23 protein-coding genes are annotated in these 21,160 nt (G+C 64.0%); 13 read left to right on the forward strand and 10 right to left on the reverse strand.

Annotated elements, in window-relative coordinates; translation table 11 throughout:
- Positions 1-156 precede the first annotated feature (156 nt).
- From ACVMB1_RS34310 to ACVMB1_RS34350, 9 genes are all read left to right on the forward strand, one after another.
- Positions 157-771 carry a ribonuclease D gene (locus ACVMB1_RS34310; RefSeq protein WP_076833773.1) on the forward strand — a complete coding sequence of 205 codons (615 nt, stop codon included), beginning with the start codon at positions 157-159 and terminating at the stop codon, positions 769-771.
- 154 nt (positions 772-925) lie between these two features.
- Complete coding sequence (lptC, locus tag ACVMB1_RS34315; protein WP_076833775.1) at positions 926-1,651, forward strand: LPS export ABC transporter periplasmic protein LptC; 726 nt, start codon at positions 926-928, stop codon at positions 1,649-1,651.
- 5 nt (positions 1,652-1,656) lie between these two features.
- Positions 1,657-2,379, forward strand: a complete 723-nt coding sequence (locus tag ACVMB1_RS34320) for an LptA/OstA family protein (protein WP_229193451.1) — start codon at positions 1,657-1,659, stop codon at positions 2,377-2,379.
- Positions 2,380-2,720: 341 nt separating this feature from the next.
- Positions 2,721-3,701, forward strand: coding sequence for an LPS export ABC transporter ATP-binding protein (gene lptB / locus ACVMB1_RS34325; protein ID WP_028341724.1), 981 nt, complete (start codon positions 2,721-2,723; stop codon positions 3,699-3,701).
- 204 nt (positions 3,702-3,905) lie between these two features.
- Complete coding sequence (gene rpoN, locus ACVMB1_RS34330; protein ID WP_456849685.1) at positions 3,906-5,561, forward strand: RNA polymerase factor sigma-54; 1,656 nt, start codon at positions 3,906-3,908, stop codon at positions 5,559-5,561.
- A 185-nt stretch (positions 5,562-5,746) separates the two neighbouring features.
- Positions 5,747-6,346, forward strand: a complete 600-nt coding sequence (gene hpf / locus ACVMB1_RS34335; protein ID WP_028337939.1) for a ribosome hibernation-promoting factor, HPF/YfiA family — start codon at positions 5,747-5,749, stop codon at positions 6,344-6,346.
- 231 nt (positions 6,347-6,577) lie between these two features.
- A complete protein-coding gene (ptsN, locus tag ACVMB1_RS34340; protein WP_016843543.1) occupies positions 6,578-7,039 on the forward strand; it encodes a PTS IIA-like nitrogen regulatory protein PtsN in 462 nt (153 codons plus the stop codon).
- A 55-nt stretch (positions 7,040-7,094) separates the two neighbouring features.
- Positions 7,095-7,391: a nucleotidyltransferase family protein gene (locus ACVMB1_RS34345; RefSeq protein WP_057020394.1), complete on the forward strand. Its 297-nt coding sequence runs from the start codon at positions 7,095-7,097 to the stop codon at positions 7,389-7,391.
- Positions 7,392-7,736 carry a HepT-like ribonuclease domain-containing protein gene (locus tag ACVMB1_RS34350; protein ID WP_076833778.1) on the forward strand — a complete coding sequence of 115 codons (345 nt, stop codon included), beginning with the start codon at positions 7,392-7,394 and terminating at the stop codon, positions 7,734-7,736. It begins immediately after the preceding gene.
- A 109-nt stretch (positions 7,737-7,845) separates the two neighbouring features.
- Here the strand turns inward: ACVMB1_RS34350 and ACVMB1_RS34355 are convergent, their stop codons facing one another.
- A complete protein-coding gene (locus ACVMB1_RS34355; protein ID WP_026192040.1) occupies positions 7,846-8,451 on the reverse strand; it encodes a TetR/AcrR family transcriptional regulator in 606 nt (201 codons plus the stop codon).
- Positions 8,452-8,816: 365 nt separating this feature from the next.
- Here ACVMB1_RS34355 and ACVMB1_RS34360 point away from each other — a divergent pair, with 365 nt between their 5' ends.
- The 3 genes from ACVMB1_RS34360 (at position 8,817) to ACVMB1_RS34370 (ending at position 12,441) form a co-directional block, all read left to right on the forward strand.
- A complete protein-coding gene (locus ACVMB1_RS34360; RefSeq protein ID WP_016843541.1) occupies positions 8,817-9,620 on the forward strand; it encodes an SDR family NAD(P)-dependent oxidoreductase in 804 nt (267 codons plus the stop codon).
- Between the two features lie 36 nt (positions 9,621-9,656).
- Positions 9,657-10,787 carry a DUF5938 domain-containing protein gene (locus ACVMB1_RS34365; RefSeq protein WP_076833780.1) on the forward strand — a complete coding sequence of 377 codons (1,131 nt, stop codon included), beginning with the start codon at positions 9,657-9,659 and terminating at the stop codon, positions 10,785-10,787.
- A 124-nt stretch (positions 10,788-10,911) separates the two neighbouring features.
- Positions 10,912-12,441 (forward strand): AMP-binding protein, encoded by a 1,530-nt coding sequence (locus ACVMB1_RS34370; protein WP_076833782.1) that lies wholly within the window; start codon positions 10,912-10,914, stop codon positions 12,439-12,441.
- A 17-nt stretch (positions 12,442-12,458) separates the two neighbouring features.
- Here ACVMB1_RS34370 and ACVMB1_RS34375 read toward each other — a convergent pair whose 3' ends face one another.
- Positions 12,459-13,016, reverse strand: coding sequence for a cytochrome P460 family protein (locus tag ACVMB1_RS34375; protein WP_076833784.1), 558 nt, complete (start codon positions 13,014-13,016; stop codon positions 12,459-12,461).
- Positions 13,017-13,277: 261 nt separating this feature from the next.
- On the opposite strand from ACVMB1_RS34375, the gene ACVMB1_RS34380 reads away from it, so the two are divergent.
- On the forward strand, positions 13,278-13,625 hold the full coding sequence (locus tag ACVMB1_RS34380) for a DUF6665 family protein (protein WP_057020400.1): 348 nt from the start codon (positions 13,278-13,280) through the stop codon (positions 13,623-13,625).
- A gap of 79 nt (positions 13,626-13,704) precedes the next feature.
- On the opposite strand, the gene ACVMB1_RS34385 is transcribed toward ACVMB1_RS34380, so the two are convergent.
- The 8 genes from ACVMB1_RS34385 to ACVMB1_RS34420 form a co-directional block, all read right to left on the reverse strand.
- The gene (locus ACVMB1_RS34385) at positions 13,705-13,974 is read right to left on the reverse strand and encodes a BQ00720 family protein (protein WP_016843536.1); all 270 of its coding nucleotides are present in this window, start codon (positions 13,972-13,974) and stop codon (positions 13,705-13,707) included.
- A 50-nt stretch (positions 13,975-14,024) separates the two neighbouring features.
- Positions 14,025-14,450, reverse strand: a complete 426-nt coding sequence (locus ACVMB1_RS34390) for an Hsp20 family protein (RefSeq protein WP_057020402.1) — start codon at positions 14,448-14,450, stop codon at positions 14,025-14,027.
- A 170-nt stretch (positions 14,451-14,620) separates the two neighbouring features.
- Positions 14,621-15,703: a sn-glycerol-3-phosphate import ATP-binding protein UgpC gene (locus tag ACVMB1_RS34395; RefSeq protein ID WP_057020403.1), complete on the reverse strand. Its 1,083-nt coding sequence runs from the start codon at positions 15,701-15,703 to the stop codon at positions 14,621-14,623.
- Positions 15,703-16,551 carry a sn-glycerol-3-phosphate ABC transporter permease UgpE gene (gene ugpE / locus ACVMB1_RS34400; RefSeq protein WP_057020404.1) on the reverse strand — a complete coding sequence of 283 codons (849 nt, stop codon included), beginning with the start codon at positions 16,549-16,551 and terminating at the stop codon, positions 15,703-15,705. Before ugpE ends, ACVMB1_RS34395 begins: the two co-directional genes overlap by 1 nt.
- Positions 16,551-17,432: a sn-glycerol-3-phosphate ABC transporter permease UgpA gene (gene ugpA / locus ACVMB1_RS34405; RefSeq protein WP_076833788.1), complete on the reverse strand. Its 882-nt coding sequence runs from the start codon at positions 17,430-17,432 to the stop codon at positions 16,551-16,553. Before ugpA ends, ugpE begins: the two co-directional genes overlap by 1 nt.
- A gap of 157 nt (positions 17,433-17,589) precedes the next feature.
- Complete coding sequence (gene ugpB / locus ACVMB1_RS34410; protein WP_076833789.1) at positions 17,590-18,906, reverse strand: sn-glycerol-3-phosphate ABC transporter substrate-binding protein UgpB; 1,317 nt, start codon at positions 18,904-18,906, stop codon at positions 17,590-17,592.
- Between the two features lie 290 nt (positions 18,907-19,196).
- On the reverse strand, positions 19,197-20,402 hold the full coding sequence (locus ACVMB1_RS34415) for a CaiB/BaiF CoA transferase family protein (RefSeq protein ID WP_076833791.1): 1,206 nt from the start codon (positions 20,400-20,402) through the stop codon (positions 19,197-19,199).
- A 189-nt stretch (positions 20,403-20,591) separates the two neighbouring features.
- Positions 20,592-21,017 carry an organic hydroperoxide resistance protein gene (locus ACVMB1_RS34420; protein ID WP_076833862.1) on the reverse strand — a complete coding sequence of 142 codons (426 nt, stop codon included), beginning with the start codon at positions 21,015-21,017 and terminating at the stop codon, positions 20,592-20,594.
- Between the last annotated feature and the right edge of the window lie 143 nt (positions 21,018-21,160).

Below are 21,160 nucleotides of genomic sequence, written 5' to 3' on the forward strand. Positions count from 1 at the left end.
CTATCTGTGCCGGAACAATTAAGGATTCCCGCTGCTCGTGTCCGGCCCTGACGGGCCCCGATACCAATGCGCGATCCGAAGACTGGCGCATGCTCGCCTGTCGGCGGATTGGACGGTAGTTTATTCCGACAGCGATTCGACGAGGTTTTTGACAGCATGACCATCCGCCTGCATCGCGGCGACCTGCCCGATCTGTCCCGCTACACCGATTCGGTGGCGATCGACACCGAGACCATGGGGCTGCATCCGCACCGTGACCGGCTCTGCGTGGTGCAGATGTCGAACGGCGACGGCACCGCCGACGTGATCCAGATTCCGAAGGGCCACACCGATTCGCCGAACCTGAAGGCGCTGCTCGCCAATCCCAAGATCACCAAGATCTTCCATTTCGCACGGTTCGACGTCGCGGTGCTCTACAACACGTTCGGCGTGATGCCGACGCCGGTCTATTGCACCAAGATCGCCTCGCGGCTGTCGCGCACCTACACCGATCGCCACGGCCTGAAGGATCTGGTGCGCGAGGTGCTGAACGTCGAATTGTCGAAGCAGCAGCAGTCGAGCGACTGGGGCGCGCAAAGCCTCAGCGAGGCCCAGCTCGCCTACGCGGCCTCCGACGTGCTGCACCTGCATGCGCTGCGCGACAAGTTGAATGTCATGCTCGCGCGCGAGGGACGGACCGATCTCGCCCAGGCCTGCTTCGATTTCCTTCCCGCCCGTGCCAGGCTCGATCTCGACGGCTGGGAGGCCGAGGACATTTTCGCCCATTCATGATGAGCGCCGAATTCGTCGCGGCCGGGGCAGTTCCGCCCCGTTTCGGCCAAACTGTTCACGCGTGGTCCGGTGCAGGGGCGCGAGGTGAGGTCCGGGCTGCATATTCGGGCGGCTCCGGCTAGAATAGGGGCAGTTTCGCGCCTCTGGAGCTCAGGTGAATTCGGTTCAGAATCCAGCCTATGTCACGGGCCTCGAGGCGCGCTTTGCCGCCGCCGCGCGGCACAGTCGCATGGTGCGGATTCTGCGCGTCGCGGTTCCCGCGATGGTCGGGCTGGCGATGGCCGTGATCATCTACATCGCACTCTTCAATCCGTTCCACGACCTGATCCCCAAGCTGCCGCTCGAGATGGATAACCTCGTCGTGTCCGGCACCAAGATCACGATGGAAGCGCCGCATATCTCCGGCTTCTCCAACGACGGACGGCCCTACGAAATGTGGGCCAAGGCGGCGATCCAGGATGTCACCGATCCCGACCATGTCGAGCTGAAGACGATCCGCGCCAAGGTGGCGCAGCAGGATCGGTCGACGGTGACGATGGATGCGCGCACCGGCTTCTTCGACAACAAGAAGCAGCTGCTCGACTTGCGCCAGGACATCTTCCTGCAGTCGTCCACCGGCTATGAGGCGAGGCTGACGCAGGCCTTCGTCGACATCAACAAGGGCAACGTGTCGTCGGACGAGCATGTCGACGTCAAGCTGCTCGACGGCACGCTGACCGCCGACAGGCTCCGGATCTACAACAGCGGCGAGCTGGTGCGGTTCGAAGGCAATGTCGTGATGAATCTCGACAAGCTTGGTGACAACAATGCTGCCCCGCCTGCCGAGCCCGCTCCACCGCCGCCGCCGCCGAAGCCGCGCAAATCCGCCAACACGAAATGATTTTGATGATGAGACGTTTTCCGCACGGCATGGCAATTGCGGCGTTCCTGCTCGCGCTTTTCTCCGCGAGTGCCGCGTTCGCGCAGGGCTCGATGAGCGGCGTGCCCAACGCCATGCAGGGCTTCTCGCAGAACCGCGACCAGCCGATCCAGATCGAGGCTGCTTCGCTCGAAATGCGCGACAAGAAAAAGGAGGCGACCTTCGCCGGCAATGTGAAGGTCGTGCAGGGCGACACCACCATGACGTCGAAGACGCTGGTCGTGTTCTACGAGGATAAATCGACCCAGGCGCCGGCGCCCGCCCCGGCCGGCACCAAGGGGGCAAACGCCAAGGGCGCCGCGCCGATGCAGACGGCAACCCCGGGCCCCGGCGGCGCCTCCTCGATCAAGCGGCTGGAGGCGAAGGGCAATGTCGTCGTGACCCAGAAGGATCAGGTCGTCACCGGCGAGACCGCGATCTTCGACACCAAGACCAATCTGATCACGATGCTTGGCGGCGGCGGCAGCCAGGTGGTGCTGACCCAGTGCCAGAATGTGCTGCGCGGCGACCGCCTTTTGGTCGACATGACCACCGGCGTCTCGCGCGTCGAAGCCGACAATGGCAAGGTGCAGGGCCTGTTCATCCAGTCGCCGGGCGGACAGAGCGGCAAGTGCGGCACGCCGGCCGCCCCCGGCTCAGCCCCGGCCCCGTCGCCGATGCAGCTGCTTCCGGGCGGCAAGTCCAAGTAAGCTTCACGTAAGGTCAAGCAGAATCAATCAGTTAGATAATATTCTGCGGCCGCGTGGTTGAAGCCGGCGGGGCGAGACTGTATCTACTGCAGCGGCCCGGCCGAACAATGCGCCTCGAGGGGAATATGTCGGCCGGGACAGGGGCATCCATTCATTCAAGGCGCGGGTGATCGCGCTTTGCCGTGTTGTTCGAGCATGATCTCCGCGCAAACGCGTCCGCTTTTGTCGCGCGGGAAGGCCGGTATTCAGATTTCCGGCTCATGCTTGCGGCTTCGCACGCGAATCGATCGATGCGCAGGCGAGGTCGCGGGATCACCGTGAAAGGCTGAAGCGAAGCGGGGATGGTGGATTTTCTCGGCATGTTCCGGCGGCGCTCTGCGAAACGCAGTACCGGATTTGCGCGCTCGCATGACGACATCACGGCGCTCGATGACCAGTTCGGCGAGATGCTGACGTCTCCAGTGCGTGACGCGCCGCCGATGGCGCGCGCCGCGTCGGCTCCCGGCGTCGAGCTGCCGCGATCCCAACCGGCAGCAGCGCCGGCGCGTGCGAGGCCGGCCAGGAACAGCGCTCCCGCCGCGCCGCAGCTGATCAAGCGGCCGGGTTATCTGGCTGTGCATAGCGTGGAAAAGAGCTTCGGCAGCCGCCAGGTCGTGCGCGGCGTCAGCATCTATGTGCGCCGTGGCGAGGCGGTCGGCCTGCTCGGGCCCAACGGCGCCGGCAAGACCACCGTGTTCTACATGATCACCGGGCTGATCAAGGCCGATCGCGGCGCGATCGAGCTCGATGGCCACGACGTCACCAAGCTGCCGATGTATCAGCGCGCGCGCCTTGGCATCGGCTATCTGCCGCAGGAAGCCTCGATCTTCCGCGGCCTGTCGGTCGAGCAGAACATCCGCGCGGTGCTCGAGGTCGTCGAGCCCTCGAAGAAGAAGCGTGAGCACGAGCTGGATTCGCTGCTCGACGAGTTCAACATCACGCGGCTGCGCAAGAGCCCGTCGATTGCGTTGTCCGGCGGCGAGCGCCGCCGCGTCGAGATTGCGCGCGCGCTGGCGACGCGCCCCAATTACATGCTGCTCGACGAGCCGTTCGCTGGCATCGACCCGATCGCGGTCGGCGACATCCAGGACCTCGTCCGCCATCTCACCAACCGCGGCATCGGCGTGCTCATCACCGACCACAATGTCCGCGAGACGCTCGGGCTGACCGACCGCGCCTATATCGTCTATGCCGGTGAAATCTTGACTGAGGGAAGCCCGGAGGAGATCGTTAATGATCCCGATGTACGTCGGCTTTACCTTGGCGAGGAATTCCGCCTGTAGCGCATGATCCGCCAAATGTGAAGCGGTTTGGCGATAAGATCATGCGCTAATTAAAGAATTTGACGCGCGATCGGACGCAAAACCGGAGCGTCCACTTTTGCTGATCGCGGTTATCGCTATTTTCCAATCCGTCAAGCCGTGTACAAGGGCTTCGGACTAATATAAGCAAGAATCGAGCCAACTTTTAGGATCGTTCTTGCCTCCATGGCGCTGACCCAAAGACTAGAGTTCCGCCAGTCGCAGTCGCTGGTGATGACGCCGCAGCTGATGCAGGCGATCAAGCTGCTGCAACTGTCGAACCTTGATCTGTCGGCCTTTGTCGAGGAAGAGCTGGAGCGCAATCCGCTGCTGGAGCGGGCGGCCGACGGACCGGAGCCGCCGGTGGCGGGCGAGCCCGCCATGGAGCGGCCGGACTACGGCGATTCCGACGGTTCCAGCAGCTATGGGGACGATGGCGACGCCTCCGACATGGCCGCAGGCCCAGGCGGCGAGGCCGGCTTCGATCCCGGCCAGGAGGAATGGCTGAACCGCGACCTCGGCAGCCGCGCCGAAATCGAGCAGACGCTCGATACCCGCCTCGACAACGTGTTTTCCGAGGAGCCGGCGGAGGCGGCGGCGCGCGCCGCGCAGGATGCACCGCCATCGGTCTACACCGAATGGGGCGGCGGCGCCTCCAGCGACGACGAGTACAATCTCGAAGCTTTCGTGGCCGCCGAGCTGACGCTTGCCGACCACCTCGCCGAACAACTCGCGGTCGCGTTCTCGGCGCCGGCGCAGCGCATGATCGGGCAGTATCTGATCGACCTGGTCGACGACGCCGGCTACCTGCCGGCCGATCTCGGCCAGGCCGCCGAGCGGCTCGGTGCGTCGCAGCAAGCGGTCGACGAGGTCGTCGCCGTGCTGCAGAAGTTCGATCCGCCCGGCGTATGCGCGCGAAACCTGAGCGAATGCCTCGCGATCCAGCTGCGCGAGCTCGATCGCTACGATCCCGCGATGCAGGCACTGGTCGAGCATCTCGACCTGCTCGCCAAGCGCGACATCGCGGCCTTGCGAAAGCTCTGCGGCGTCGACGACGAAGACATCACCGACATGATCGCCGAGATCCGCCGGCTCGACCCGAAGCCCGGACTGAAGTTCGGCACCGCGCGAACGCAAACCATGGTGCCCGACGTCTATGTGCGTCCGGGTCCCGACGGCGGCTGGCATGTCGAGCTCAACAGCGACACTCTGCCGCGCGTGCTGGTCAACCAGACCTATTACGCTGAACTGTCGAAGACGATCCGCAAGGACGGTGACAAGTCGTATTTCACCGATTGCTTGCAGAACGCGACCTGGCTGGTCCGCGCGCTCGATCAGCGCGCCCGCACCATCCTGAAGGTCGCGACCGAAATCGTCCGCCAGCAGGATGGTTTCTTCACTTATGGCGTCGCGCATTTGCGGCCGCTCAATCTGAAGGCGGTCGCGGACGCGATCCAGATGCATGAATCAACGGTGTCGCGCGTCACCGCCAACAAATACATGGCGACCAATCGCGGCAGTTTTGAATTGAAGTATTTTTTCACCGCCTCGATCGCGTCGGCCGACGGCGGCGAGGCGCATTCGGCCGAAGCGGTGCGTCATCACATCAAGCAATTGATCGACGGCGAGGCCCCGTCGGCGATCCTGTCCGACGACACGATCGTGGAACGTTTGCGCGCCTCGGGCATTGATATCGCCCGCCGTACCGTCGCGAAGTATCGCGAGGCGATGCGGATACCATCCTCGGTGCAGCGCCGCCGTGACAAACAGAGCATGCTCGGTAATGCCCTTTCGGCTCCTTCCTCCTCGTCCGACCGGTCGCGCGATACAGCCTCCGTTTAGGTTACTTCTTGAGCGTGACCCCGTTCGGGTACGGACCGGGCCATGCGCTCGTTGCGTTCGCGCCAAATCGGGATAGTCTCAATCTTTCCAGGTCGAGCGTCGTCCAGAAGGGGAGGTAACCGGAAGCCCAGCAAGCATCATGCTCCTGCAAGAGTGATCGAGGCATCCAGCAATTGAGGCATCAAATGACCCTTCGAATCTCGGGAAAGAGCATCAGCATCGGCGAGGCGCTTCGCGCGCGCGTCAGCGAGCGCACCGACGAGGTCCTGCGAAAGTATTTTGATGGCAACTATTCGGGTCACATCACGCTGAGCAAGGATGGCTTCGGCTTCCGAACCGATTGCGCGCTGCATCTGGATTCCGGCATCACGCTGGAAGCCGAATCCAACGCCACCGACGCCTATGCCAGCGCGGACGCCGCGCTCTTGATGATCGAGAAGCGCCTGCGCCGCTACAAGAGCCGGCTCAAGGATCGCTCCGCCCGCAAGACCTATGCCGCGACGGCCGCGCTCGCCGAATTGAACGGCGTCGGGCTCGACGCGCCGAGCTACGTCATCGAGGCGCCCGAGAACGAGGACGAGGTCACCGAATACAGCCCGGTGATCATTGCCGAGGCAACCACCGCGCTGAAGCGGCTGTCGGTCAGCGAAGCCGTGATGGAGCTCGATCTGACCGGCGCCTCCTGCCTGGTGTTCCAGCATGGCGGCAGCGGCCGGTTGAACATCATTTACCGCCGTACGGACGGTAATGTCGGCTGGGTCGATCCGCCGGCGGTGAGCCCTTGAGGATAGTTGGCAGATGGCATTGACGTCCGAAGCCGGCCCTGCTTATGGTCCGCCGCCTCCAGGAACAAGGGGGGCGGAACAGGGTTCGCAGGTGTTGGCACCGCCGATACGTTGGAGTAGAAGCCCTGCCAACCGGACCCGGGCTAAGCCCGCATCCCACCTCATCTTCTTGACGCCGCCGCTGTAAAGCCTATTTCGCAACCTGACGGTCATTCACCTCGGAACGTCCCAATGCCGATTACCGATTTGGTCGCACCCGAGGCGATTCTCCCGGCTTTGAAAGTCATCAGCAAGAAGCAGGCGCTGCAGGAACTCGCCGCGCGTGCCTCCGCGCTGACCGGGCAGAATGAGCGCGCCATCTTCGAGGTGCTGCTGCAGCGCGAGAAGCTCGGCACCACGGCGGTCGGCTATGGCGTCGCCATTCCGCACGGCAAGCTGCCCAAGCTGGAGAAGCTGTTCGGCTTCTTCGCCCGCCTTGAGCGCCCGATCGATTTCGAGGCGATGGACGGCCAGCCGGTCGACCTGATCTTCCTGCTGCTCGCACCGGAAGGCGCCGGCGCCGACCATCTCAAGGCGCTGGCGCGGATCGCCCGCCTGCTGCGCGACCAGGACGTCGCCAAGAAGCTGCGCGCCTCACGCGACGCCCAGGCGATCTACTCGGTGCTCGCACTGCCGCCGGCGAGCGCGGCGTAAGTCCGCCTGCCGTACGATTTTGCGGGCGCTTGGCGGCCCGTGGTATAGTTCGTTCATGACGCGAACCGAAGCCCTCAGGAAGCTCCGTGACCAGGCCGATGCCATCAAGGCACTCGGGGCGACTTCGCTGTATCTATTTGGTTCGACTGCGCGCGACGAGGCTCGTGCAGGGAGTGATATTGATCTTTTCGTGGACTACGATCCTCGCAGCCGGTTCAATGCTCTCGACCTGGTCGCGACCAAGCGACTGCTCGAAGAGAGTCTCGGCGTCGAAGTCGATCTCACCACACGCAAAGGACTTCATCCACTGATTCGAGAGCGGATCGAGGCGGAGGCAACGCGGGTTTTCTGAATGATCGTGCGCTCCCCCTTGCTTCGTATCCACGACATGCTCGAAAGCATCCGTGGCATCGAAAAGGCGTTGGCAGGAAAATCCATCCGCGACTACGAGCGCTCGTGGCTGCTGCGCTCCGCAATTGAACGCGGAATCGAAGTCATTTCGGAAGCGAGCCGCCACCTCGGCAGCGAGTTAAAGGCTCAGCACGAGAATGTCCGCTGGAAAGACATCGCAGGCATAGGCAACATCTTGCGGCATGATTACCAGCGCGTTGACGCCACGATCATCTGGAAAGCGGTCAAGGATGATCTACCACCGCTGAAGGCCGCGCTGTTGGCGCTCAAGGCTTCATTGGAGTAGTCCGTAGCCCGGATGGAGCGAAGCGCAATCCGGAGCTACTCTAACTGCGGATAGTTCAGTCCCGGATTACGCTGCGCTCCATCCGGGCTACGGAGCGTTCGCAAACCTCTCAGCAGATCGTCGGCAGCAGACGGCGAACCTCGTCGAGCAGATCGGGGATTGCCTTCTCGTCATTGGCGAGATGCCGGAGCAGCGCGCTCTGGAACAGGCCGTCGAACAGCGCGTACAGCGCCGCCGGTGACGATGCCGGCCGCTTGTTGCCGAGCTCGGCGTAGCGCGTGGCGATGCGCCAGATCATCGCTTCCAGGCTCTTGTCGATCTCGAGCACGTCCTTGCGGAACGCCGGCTCGAACATCGCCTGCGAGCGCAGATCGTACCAGAGCCGATGCATGCGCGCTTCGTTTTCGAGCGTGGCCGCGAGCTTGGCGAGAAAACCTTCGGTCAATTCGTCGCGGCTGCGTGCTGTCGTCACCACCTCGTCATAGCGCGTCACGCATTTCGCCTTGTAGTGGCGGACGCAGCAGCAGATCAAATCGAGCTTGTCGCTGAAGTAGTAGTGAAACACGCCGTGCGTGAATGCGGAGTTTTGCGCGATCTCGCGCAGGCTGGTGCGCGCGAAGCCGAGCTCGCCAAGCGTCTCCAGCGCGGCCTCCGCGAGCTCGACGCGCCGCGCGTTGAACTTCTCGTCGCGCAGCGCCTCGGCCGCTACAGCCACCCGTTGGGCCGCTCCTGTCGCTTGCCGCGCCATTCCGTGCCTTCCCTCTGCTTCTTCCCTCGAGCAACTATACCGCGGCGACCGCGGCGCGCTCCATCTCTTCACAACCATCCTCTTTGACACTTGTCAAATTCAGACTTGACAAGTGTCAAGTTCCTGGACGAGGGTTGGCGAAATAATTTGGACAACCGTCAAGACGGCTGACCAATCGACGAACCAGGAGGAAATGCACCGCCGGGGCGCGCCAACGCTGCGCCCTGCCGACGCCGGCCGCGATCACCATTGCGCTCCAAATGCGCAGGCCCCGGCCCGCGCTGCCTCTGTCAGCACCACCATCAATCGGCAAGCAAAGGGAGGACTACGTCATGAGTGGGAAGAGCCTTGAAGGCAGGAAAGCCCTGGTCACCGGCGGCGCCCGGGGGATTGGCGCGGCGATCGCGCAGGCATTGGCGCGGTCCGGCGCCGCGGTCATGATCGGTGACATTCTGGATGACGCCGGCAAGGCCAGCGCCGCCGAGATCGCCAAGGCCGGGGTCAAGACCGGCTTCGTCAAGCTCGACGTCACTGACGATGCGCAATGGGAGCGGGCCGCCGCAGCGACGGTCGAAACTCTCGGCGGCTTCGACATCCTGATCAACAATGCCGGCATCGAGATCACGTCGCTGGTCGCCGACATCAAGGCCGAGGACGCGCGCCGCATGTGCGACGTCAACATCGTCGGCACCGTGCTCGGCATGAAGCACGCCTTCCGCGCGATGCGGCCGGGCGGCGCCGCGGGCAAGGGCGGCGCGGTCGTCAATATCGCTTCGGTCGCGGCGACGATCGCCTTCCCGAGCATCGCGGTCTATTCCGGCACCAAATCCGCGGTCGACCGCATGACGCGGGTCGGCGCGATGGAAGCCGGCAAGCTCGGCTATGGCGTGCGCGTCAACTGCATCTATCCAGGCCTGATCCCGACTGACATGGGCCTGCAGCTCGCCAACGACATCGTGAAGATCGGTCTCGCGCCCGACGTCAACGCCGCTGTCGGTTCGGTAGTGGAGCAGACGCCGCTCGGCAAGCTCGCGGAGGTCTCCGACATCGCCGACGCCGCCGTGTTCCTGTGCTCGAACGATGCGCGATTCATCACCGGCATCGGCCTGCCGGTCGATGGCGGCATGGGCATGTAGCAACAAAGCCGACAACAAGCATTTCGGAGGATCGCAATGAGCGACAAGAAGCCCGTCATCGTCTATGGCGCTTCCGGCTATACCGGCCGGCTGGTCTGCGAATATCTGCGCGAGTACAACATCCCCTTCATCGCCGCTGGCCGCAGCGCCGAGAAGCTCAACGCCGCGATGAAGTCGAACGTGGCCGGCATCGAGACCGCCGACTACGAGGTCGTGTCGGTGCCGCACACCGTGGCCGCGCTGACCGAATTGTTCAAGGGCGCCTCGGTGGTGCTCAACACCGTGGGCCCCTTCGCCAAGTTCGGCGGCGAGGTGGTGCAGGCCTGCCTGGCTGCCAGGTGCCACTATACGGATACGACCGGCGAGCAGGACTGGCTGATCACGCTCGAGCACGAGTTTGGCACGAAATTCGCCAATGCCGGCCTGTTGCTGGCGCCGGGCACCGCGCAGATGTACACCACCGGCGAGATCGCCGCGCAGCTGTGCCTGGAAACGCCCGGCCTCGACACACTCGATATCGCCGTGTTCTGGGGCGGCAGCCCGACCATCGCCTCGACGCAGACCATCCTGGTCAACGCCGCGATGGCCAAGGCCTACTACCTGGAGCAGAACAAGTACGTCGAGCATCAGCCCGATGCCGGCCTCTACAACCTCGCCATCCCCGGCCAACACGAGCTGGCGCTGGCGCTGCCGTGGGGCGGCACGTCGCACCCGGTGTGGTTCAAGCAGGATCCGCGCGTCGCCAACGTGAAGGTGCTGGGCGGCGTGTTCAATCGCGCGCTGATGCTGGGCGTGCCGCAGATCGTCGCCGCCGCGCTGGAGGCGACCAAGGACATGAAGCCCGACGAGCGCTACGCCGCGCTGGCACAGACCGCTGCCGGCGTGATGAACACCATGCCGCCGCGCGAGAACCCGCGTGTCAACAAGTCGCTGGATTCGGTGTATGCCTCCGGCCCGCTGGGGCGCGCGCACTGCGTCATCTACGGCAACAGCAACTACAAGCAGACCGGCATGTTGCAGGCCTATGCTGCCGCGCACCTGCTGCAGCAGCCGCCCAAGCGCGTAGGCTTCGCCTCCGGCTGTCAGGCGTTCGGTCATCGCGAGCTGCTCGGGCAATTGCGCAGCTTCGGCTTGGTCGGCAAGCCGGTCCTGACCGTGCATGATTGAGCTTGAGCCCCGCCCGGATCGGGGCTCAACACTCCGTTCCCTGAAGCGTTTTCGTTTTGCTCGAAAACGCACCTTCCGCGGGTGACGCAGTAGCGCGTCACCCGCCCCTTGCGCGAGACCTGCCATGCGCTTCATCGATTATCTCGATAAGGGTGCCTCGCTCGGCGCTGACGCGCCATGCCTCACGATGGACGGACGCGACCTCAGCTATGGCGAGGTGCAGCGGCTGAGCTACCGGATCGCGCGCGGGCTCGACCGGTCGGGCATCGCTCCCGGCGAGAAGGTCGCGATCCTGTCCGGCAACGATCCGCTCGCTTTCGCCTGCGTGTTCGGCATCTCGCGCGCGGCTGCCGTGTGGTGCCCGATCAATCCGCGCAACGAGGCGACCGAGAACAAGTTCATCCTCGATCAGTTCGATTGCAGCCTGCTGCTGTTTCATTCCAGCTTTGCGCCGATGGTCGACGCGGTCCGGCAGGACCTACCCAAGCTGCGCGCGCTGGTCTGTCTCGACGCCGAGCTGCCATTCGCGCCGTCATTCGACCGCTGGCTCGGCGGGCTCGCCGACGATGTCTATCAGCGCGCCACGATCGACGATCTCGCGATGATCCCGGGCACCGGCGGCACCACCGGCAAGCCGAAGGGCGTGATGCTGTCGGGACGCAACATCGAGGCGATGACCGCGCTGACTCTGATGGGCTATCCGTTCAAGGGCCGCCCGATTTATCTCGCGCTGGCGCCGCTGACGCATGCCGCCGGCGTGCTCTGTTTCCCGATCATGACGTTGGGCGGCCGCGTCGTGATCATGCACCACCCTGACATCGGCGAGTTCCTGGCGCTGATCGAGCGCTACCGCGTCACCCACACCTTCCTGCCGCCGACCGTGATCTACATGCTGCTCGATCATCCCGGGCTCGACGCGGCCGATCGCAGGTCGCTGCAATGCTTCTGGTACGGCGCGGCACCGATCTCGGCGACGCGGCTAGCGGAAGCCTTGAAGCGGATCGGGCCGATGGCGCAGCTGTTCGGCCAGACCGAGGCGCCGATGATGATCTCGATGATGCCGCCCGCCGATCACTACAATCCGGACGGCACCATCGCGATGGAGCGACTCTCGTCGGCCGGGCGGATCGGCCCGCTGGTGCAGGCCGGCATCATGGATGGCGACGGCAAGCTGTTGCCGGCGGGATCGCGCGGCGAGATTGTGGTACGCGGCTCGCTGGTGATGGAAGGCTACTACAGGAACCCCGAGGCCACGCGCGAGGCTTCGGCGCATGGCTGGCACCACACCGGCGACATCGGCTACATCGACGGCGACGGCTATCTCTATATCGTCGATCGCGCCAAGGACATGATCATCACCGGCGGCTTCAACGTATATTCGATCGAGGTCGAGAACGCGTTGCGCGCCCACGAGGCGGTGCAGGATTGCGCCGTCATCGGATTGCCCGACGACAAATGGGGCGAGCGGATCGTCGCCGTGGTGCAGCCGCGCGTCGGCCACACTGTCGATGGGACCGCGCTCGCCGCCTTCGTCAAGCAGCAGATCGGCAGCATCAAGACGCCGAAGCAGATCGAGGTCTGGGACGATCTTCCGCGTTCCAAGGTCGGCAAGGTGCTGAAGCCGGACATCCGCGCGCGGCTGGTGCAACGCTAGCCCGTGCGATCCGGTGTCTACCTCTTGCCGTACTCGGTGAACACGTAGTCGCGACTCTGTACCACCGTGTGGCACGCATGGCCGCACTTCGCGTCGTTTTCCTGGGGCGGATTGTCCGCCGTGGTGGCGGGCCTGAACACATCCGAGGTGGGATCATACTCGAACGCGCCGTATCCCCATCCGCCGCTGTCGGCGAACCTCTTGCTGTCCTTGACCATGAAGTCGACGTCGTGCTGCGCGCCCGGCACCGTCGGCTGACCGGGATACGCCTCCTGCTTCTTCGGGATCCAGTGGATCTTCGCCATCTTGGCGCCGTCCGGGAACGGCTTGCCATTGCCGGGTATGCCTTCCCGGAAGGCGCCGATCATCGCCGGATTGCCCAGGATCGCGGCGATGACGCCTTCGTTCTCGCTGATCGCGATCACGGGCCAGTCCTCGTATCCCCTGAACTCGGAGAACGCGAGACCGTTGGGCACCTGCAGGCTGTACTTGTCCTGCGCGGAAATCGCGACACCTGTCGCGAGGACGGAAATCGACACCGAAGCAACGAGATTGATCAGCGAGCTCTTCTGCATGGTCGCATCTCCTTCAATCGATTTGGCGGCGAATGATTCGTGCTGGAAATTCCTTGTCGCAGTGCTTCTCGCGGGAACTTATTACAGCACGGAAATGCACGGAGCGAAATGGAGCCGCGGCCATGGTCCGCTGCCCAAGGCTGCGCAATGAATTGCTCAAGTTGAGCGAGCTTTCGCTTGGCGATCGAAGACACGAGCACCTATTGACAACCAGCCGATGACGCCGGAAGACGGACGCGCGCAACGAACCAGGGATGACTGATGTCCCGCGATTTTCGCCTTGATCGCGTTCCCGTCGACGTTCTCGCTTACGAGCTCGCCGAAGAGAGGGCGAGTGCGCTCGGCCGCATGGGCCGCGCGCTGGAACAGGCACTCGCCAGGCTGCGCGAGTTCGATGCCGCCCATCCGCGCGCTGAAACATCGACGTCAACACAACAGGCACGGCGCCTCCTGGTGCGGGAGGCCGGCCATGCGCTCTGGATGTTCGTGGTGCAGCGGGAAGCCTGCGGGCTGCGCAACAACCGCATGCTGATGCGCGACTACAACGTGCCCGGCGAGGTGCAGCTCAGCATGGGCCCGATGCTCGCCACGTCGACCTCATCGCCATAAAAAATGCGCAGGCCCCCTCGGTGACGAAGCAGGCCCGCGCATTGAATTCGCGGATGCTGAATTCAGCCGTAGATTTGCGTCAGTGGACGCTGACGGCCTGCAGCTCGTTGCTCCACGCATTTGCGACCGCGGCTTCGCGGCTGTCGGTCAGCATGATCGGCGTGCCGTCGGCGGCGTGCAGTGCGAACAGCTTGAGGCCCGGCGCGATCTTCGGCGCTTGCGGAAAGAGATCCGGCACGTCCTCGGAGCGGACCTGCTTCACGTAGGCGATATGACCTTCGCCCAGATGGGCCAGCGCTTCCGGCGTGACGCTCTCGGATTCGATGGTGGTGGTACTCAGTTCACTCATGGTCTCGACTCCTCAGTCAGATAAGCGGTCGAGTCCGCTCGTTGTTTCTATTATTCGTGCTCATTGATAGCGATTGTCTTAATGACCCGTTCAGGTTCCGGCCTGGCCAGGTCGATCGACAACAACCCGTTCTTCAGATCCGCGCCCAGCACATGCATCCCCTCCGCCAGCACGAAGGTGCGCTGGAAGTGGCGCGCGGCGATGCCGCGATGGATGTATTGCCGGGCCTTGTCGTCCTGCTGGCGGCCGCGGATGACGAGCTGATTTTCCTCAATAGTTACATCGAGTTGGTCGCGGGTGAAGCCCGCCACCGCCAGCGTGATGCGCAGCCGCTCAGGCTGCCCGTTGGTACGGTCGCACCGCTCGATGTTGTACGGAGGATAGCCGTCGGCGCCCTTCACGACGCGGTCGAGCGCACGCTCGATCTCGTCGAATCCCAGAAGGAACGGACTGGACAACGATGGAACACGAGACATTACAAAGTCCTCTCGAAGCGACTTTGAGGGGCCCTTGCGGCGCCCCATGCAACCGGCGGGCCGTCTGGCCTCCGGTCAGTGAGGGATATGGGGGCGATCTGGATAGCGTTCAAGCAGCCCCGAAACCAGCCTAAACGCCCGCAACATGGGGGTAAATTCTTCCCGATCGGTTACTCCCCGACGCGCTTGCGGCCATCGGCGGTAAAGAGATGCAGCTTGTCGCGGGGGGCGACGGCCCGGATCCGCTCGCCGATGGCGGGACCCGAGACGCCGGGAACCCGGACGATCACCTCACCGGGCGGCAGCTCGCCCGGATTGGCGGCAACGCCCTGCTCCTCGCGCTGGCGGCTGCCGTAGACGAAGGTCTCGGCGCCGACATGCTCGATCGCCTCGACCGTAAGGCCAAGCGCGACGCCGCCGGATGCGGTCTCGCTCGAGATCACGAAATCCTCCGGCCGGATCCCGACAATGCCGGCGCCGTCGGCGCCCGTGATCTGGGACTTCAGCTCGTCCGCGCGCAGCGGCATCAGGTTCATCGGCGGGGCGCCGATGAAGGAGGCGACGAAGGTGGTCGCCGGCTTCTGGTAGATGTCCAGCGGATTACCGATCTGCTCGACCTGGCCGCCGTTCATGACGACGAGGATGTCGGCGAGCGTCATCGCCTCGAGCTGGTCGTGGGTGACGTAGATCGATGTGGTGTTGAGCCGGCGCTGCAGCTTGCGGATCTCGACCCGCATCGCGATGCGCAACTTGGCGTCGAGGTTCGACAGCGGCTCGTCGAACAGGAACACTTTTGGCTGGCGCACGATGGCGCGGCCCATCGCGACGCGCTGGCGCTGGCCGCCGGAAAGCTGGCGCGGCTTGCGCTCCAGCATCGGCGAGAGCTCGAGGACGCGCGCGGCTTCCTCGACGCGGGTCTTGATCTCGGCCTCGGCCATGCCGCGGTTGCGCAGGCCGTAGGCCATGTTGTTGTAGACGCTCATATGCGGATAGAGCGCGTAGTTCTGGAACACCATCGCGATGTCGCGATCAGCAGGCTCGACCTGGTTCACGACGCGGCCGCCGATGTCGATCTCGCCGCCGGTGATGGTCTCGAGCCCCGCGACCATGCGGAGCAGCGTGGACTTGCCGCAGCCGGATGGGCCGACCAGCACGCAGAACTGGCCGTCGCCGACGTCGACATCGACACCCTTGATGGCCTCGAAGCCGCCGGGATAGGTCTTGCGGACGCTGCGCAGCGTGACGTTAGCCATTACTTTTCCGTCTCCACCAATCCGCGCACGAACAGTTTCTGCATCACGACGACGACGAACACCGGCGGCAGCATCGCGAGCAACGCGGTCGCCATCACGATCGGCCATTCGGTCAGCGCGTCCGTCGTCGTGATCATCTTGCGGATGCCGACCTGGATGGTCTGCATGTCGTCGCGCGTGGTGATCAACAGCGGCCAGAGGTACTGATTCCAGCCGAGGATGAAGAGGATCACGAACAGCGCGGCCATGTTGGTGCGCGACAGCGGCAGCAGCGTATCCCAGAAGAAGCGGAACGGGCCTGCGCCGTCGATCCGCGAAGCCTCCAGCAATTCATCCGGCACGGTCATGAAGAACTGGCGGAACAGCAGCGTCGCGGTGGCCGACGCAATCAGCGGCAGCGACAGGCCGGCATAGCTGTCGAGCAGATGCAGATCGGCGACGATCTTGTAGGTCGGATAGATGCGTACCTCGACCGGCAGCATCAACGTGATGAAGATGATCCAGAAGATCGCCATCCGGAACGGAAACCGGAAATACACGATCGCGTAGGCCGAGATGATCGAGATCGCGATTTTGCCGACCGCGATCAAGAGCGCCATGACCAGCGAGTTCAGCATCATGTGGAGCACCGGCTCGCGGGTCGAGCCGCTCGTGCCGACAAACAGCGTCTGGTAGTAGGTCTGGAGGAAATGGCCGCCGGGCAGCAGCGACATCTGGCCGTTGGCGATCACGGCATTGTCCTGGGTCGAGGCGACCAGCGCGAGATAGACCGGGAAGGCGACGATCGCGATCCCGATCCACAGGATGGCGTGAGCCAGATAGCGCTGGAAGCCTTCCTCCTCGACCATCAGTAGGTCACCTTGCGTTCGACGAAGCGGAACTGGATCGCCGTCAGCATGACGACGATGACCATCAGGATGACCGACTGCGCCGCCGACGAGCCGAGATTGCCGCCGAGCAGGCCGTCCGTATAGACCTTGTAAACCAGCGTCTCGGTCGCCTTGCCGGGACCGCCGCGGGTCATGGTGTCGATGATGCCGAAAGTGTCGAAGAAGGCGTAGACGATGTTGATGACCAAGAGGAAGAAGATGGTCGGCGACAGCAGCGGGAAGATCACGGTCCAGAACCGCCGCATCGGCCGGGCGCCGTCGATCGCGGCGGCCTCGATCACGCTTTTCGGGATGCTCTGCAGCCCGGCGAGGAAGAACAGGAAATTGTAGGAGATCTGCTTCCAGGCCGCGGCGAGGATGATCAGGGCCGCCGCCTGGTCGCCGTCGAGCAGCGGATTCCAGTCGATGCCCATGGCGCGCAGATAGCGCGACAGCACGCCGAGCGAGGGGTGCAGCATGAACACCCAGAGTACGCCGACCACCGGCGGGGCCACCGCATAGGGCCAGATCAGCAGCGTGCGATACAGCGTCGAGCCGCGCAGCGGCCTGTCAGCCATCACCGCGAGCAGCAGCGCGAAGGACAGCGATGAGACCGCGATCGCGAACGAGAACACGAAGGTTCGGACGATCGCCTCGAAATAGGCCGGCTCCTTGAACAGCTCGAGATAGTTCTCGAACCAGACGAAGCTGGTGGAGAGACCGAAGGCGTCCTGCAGCAGGAAGGACTGGATCACCGCCTGCAGGGCCGGCCAGTAGAAAAAGATCAGGACGATCGCGAGTTGCGGGGCAACCAGCGCGTAAGGCAACAGCTTTGATTGGAAAATCGCTTGCTTTTGCATGGGCTCGGAAGAAGGGCAGGCCGCGGATGCGGCCCGCCGGTTGATCGCCCTAAAGCGCGATGAGATGAGGTTGGATCGTCATCGCGCCTTAGCTTGTCGTCTGGGCATGGTGGAAAACCGCTTCGCGCTTGTCCGGTTCATGCCCGAAGGCATCATGTCAGCGGACGGCGGTCTTTTCAAACTGCCGCAGCATCTGGTTGCCGCGCTCGACGGCGGCGTCCAGCGCCTGCTTGGCGGTCTTCTTGCCGGCCAGCGCCTGCTCGATCTCCTCCGACCACATGTCGCGCAGCTGCACCATGTTGCCGAGGCGCAGACCGCGGGAATTCGCGGTCGGCTCCTTGTTGGTGAGCTCGAGCAGCGGGGTCTCGAGATAGGGCTGGTCCTTGTAGAAGCCTTCTTCCTTGGCCTTGGCGTAGGCGGCCTTGGTGATCGGCAGATAACCCGAGGCCTTGTGGATCCAGACCTGGCGGTCGGTGTCCGAGAGGAAGGTCAGGAACTTGGCCACGCCCTTGTATTCCTCTGCCGACTTGCCGCCCATCACCCAGAGCGAGGCGCCGCCGATGATCGAGTTCTGCGGCGCGCCCTTGGCGTCGGGATAATACGGCATCGGCGCCGCGGTGAAGTTGAACTTGGCCTGCGCCTTGACGTTGCCGAAGAACGCCGACGAGGTCAGGTAGATCGGGCATTCGCCCGAGGTGAAGCGGCCTTCGCCGGTGTTGGTGCGGCCGGCATAGTCGTAGGTCTTGTCCTTCTGCAGCTCGACGAGGCTCTCGAGATGCTTGACCTGCAGCGGGCCGTTGAATTCGAGCACGGTGTCGAAGCCGTCGAGGCCGTTGGCCTTGCTGGCGAGCGGCACATTGTGCCAGGCCGAGAGCTGTTCGAGATTGACCCAGGTGACCCACGAGCCGGAGAAGCCGCAGGTGTTATAGCCGGCTGCCTTCAGCTTCTTGGCGTCGTCGAACACTTGCGGCCAGGTCTTGGGAATCTCCGCGATGTTGGCCTTCTTCAGCGCATCGAGATTGATCCACATCACCGTCGACGACGAGTTGAAGGGGAACGACAGCATCTCGCCCTTGGAGGTCGAGTAGTAGCCGGTGATCGCGGGCAGATAGACGCCCGGATCGAACTTCTCGCCGGCGTCGGCCATCAGCTTGTAGACCGGTTTGACGGCGCCGGTGGCGGCCATCATCGTCGCGGTGCCGACCTCGAACACCTGCATGATATGCGGCGCGTTGCCGGCGCGGAACGCGGCGATGCCGGCGTTCATGGTGTCGGCGTAGCCGCCCTTGTAGGTCGGGATCACCTTGTAGTCGGATTGCGAGGCGTTGAAGTCGTTGGCCAGCTTGACGATGACGTCGTTGTTGGCGCCGGTCATCGCGTGCCACCACTGGATCTCGGTCACCGCGAACGCGGGCGACGCGAATGCAAGCGCGGCAGCGGCTGCCGCGGCAGCGCCTAGTCGTCGAAAGAACATCAAAACCCCTCCCAATTGGAACATCATCTTTCGTTGCGCGCGTTATCAGCGCCGGATGACGTTCAAATGACCGTATAAACGAAAGTCATGGTAGGGGGGAAGCCGAAGCGAAGGGAAGCGGTAAAAAAGGCGAAGACCGCAGCCGGCTCCGTGCGGTGCAGCGCCAAACGCGACGTTGCACCGCAGTGTTGATGCGTCGGCCGGTTCGATACGGGCCGACGCTCCAGCTTTGTCCTGACGCGAACCGGTGCGCATCCCGCATCGCGTGCGGGACAGGCTCGAAAACGCCTTTAGCGCTTGCGCTGGGGACCGCAGACCACGCCCTTCTCAACCAGGCCGTTGATCTCGTCCTTCGAGTAGCCGAACTCGCCGAGCACTTCCGCGGCGTGCTGGCTGAACTTCGGCGGCGTCCGGCGCAGGTTCGGCTTGGTGCGTTCGAGGCGGATCGGCGAGGCGACGCCCTTGTACCAATCCTTCTCGATGACGTCGCCGCGATGAATGGTGTGCGGGTTGGTCAGCGCCTGGTCGATCTTCTGCACCGGGCCAGCCGGCAGGCCGGCGGCGAGCAGCCGGTTGCACAGCGGCTCGGCCTCGTGCTGGCTGAACACCGCGGCCAGCTCGACGCGGAGCGCATCGCGGTTGGCGATGCGGTCCTTGTTGCGGGCAAAGCGCGGGTCGGTGCCGAGCTCGGGCTTGCCGATCTCCTTGGCGAGCTTGCGGAAGGTTCCGTCATTGCCGACGCCGATGAAGATGTTGTCGGTCTTGGTCGGGAAGATCGCGTACGGCACGAGGTTGGGATGCTCGTTGCCGGTGAGCGACGGCGGCTTGCCGTGCATGAAGTAGTTCGCGGTGTGCGGATGCATGATCGCGAGCCCGGTCTCGTACAGCGTCGTCTCGATGAACTGGCCGAGCCCCGAGCGCTGCCGCTCCGACAGCGCCATCAGGATGCCGATCGTGGCGTAGAGCCCGGTGGTGATGTCGACCAGCGGCACGCCGATCCGCATCGGGCCGCTCTCCGGCGAGCCGGTCGCCGCGATCATGCCGGTCATCGCCTGGATGATCGCGTCATAGCCGGGATTGCCGCCGCGCGGGCCGTCGGCGCCGAAGCCGGAGATCCGGCAATGCACGAGGCGCGGAAATTTCGCGCGCAGCACGTCGTTGCCGATGCCCCATTTGTCGAGCGTGCCGGGCTTGAAATTCTCGATCAGCACGTCGGCGGTCTCGAGCATCTTCATCAGCACCGCGCGTCCGCCCTCGGAAGCGAGGTCGAGGCCGATCGAGCGCTTGTTGCGGTTGATGCCGACGAAATAGGCCGCGTCTTCTTCGTGGAAGGGAGGACCCCAGTCTCGCACCTCGTCGCCGGCGGGCGGCTCGACCTTGATCACGTCGGCGCCGTGGTCGGCGAGAATCTGGGTGCAATACGGACCGCCGAGCACGCGCGTCAGATCGATCACGCGCAGGCCGGTCATCGCGCCCGTAGCCGCTGGGGTATTCATGGAAGCAACCTTCGCTCAGTTGGGATCAGATAACGAGGGTCCCAGAGCTAACGGTCTTCAGCCGGGGCAGCAATGCTTCCGTCGGCGCAGGCCCATGCAGCAGGCGGCGCATGCGTTCGCCAAGCGAACCAGCCGCTGAAAGAGCAATGGTCCGCCACGTGTTGCGGCGGACCATTGCGTGATGTGGAATTAGACGACGCTCAGCTTGACGTCGACATTGCCACGGGTCGCGTTGGAATAGGGGCACACATGGTGGGCCTTCTCGACCAGCGCTTCGGCATCGTTGCGCGCAAGGCCGGGCAGCGACACCGCGAGCTCGACGGCGAGGCCGAAGCCGCCTTCCGAGCGCGGGCCGATGCCGACCGTCGAGGTCACCGAGGCGTCGGCGGGAACCTTGGGGCCGCCCTGCGAGGCCACGAACTTCATCGCGCCGATGAAGCAGGCGGCATAGCCGGCCGCGAACAGCTGCTCCGGATTGTTGCCGGCGCCGCCGCCGCCACCGAGCTCCTTCGGGGTCGTGAGCTTGACGTCGAGTGCGCCGTCGAGCGTCGCCGCATGGCCGTCGCGGCCGCCGGTTGCCTTGGCGCTGGTCTTGTAGAGCACGTTCACAGACATCGGTGGGTTGGGCTTGAATTCGATGACGTATGTATTGCACGCAAATAGATTGCGCACAATATAAAATATGCGGTCTCACATTTAATTGTTCGCAATTGAATCCGCGGTCCCGTGAGCCCAGAATGACCCGGAAACGAGATGGA

It is taken from the genome of Bradyrhizobium sp. USDA 4504 (assembly GCF_054063995.1).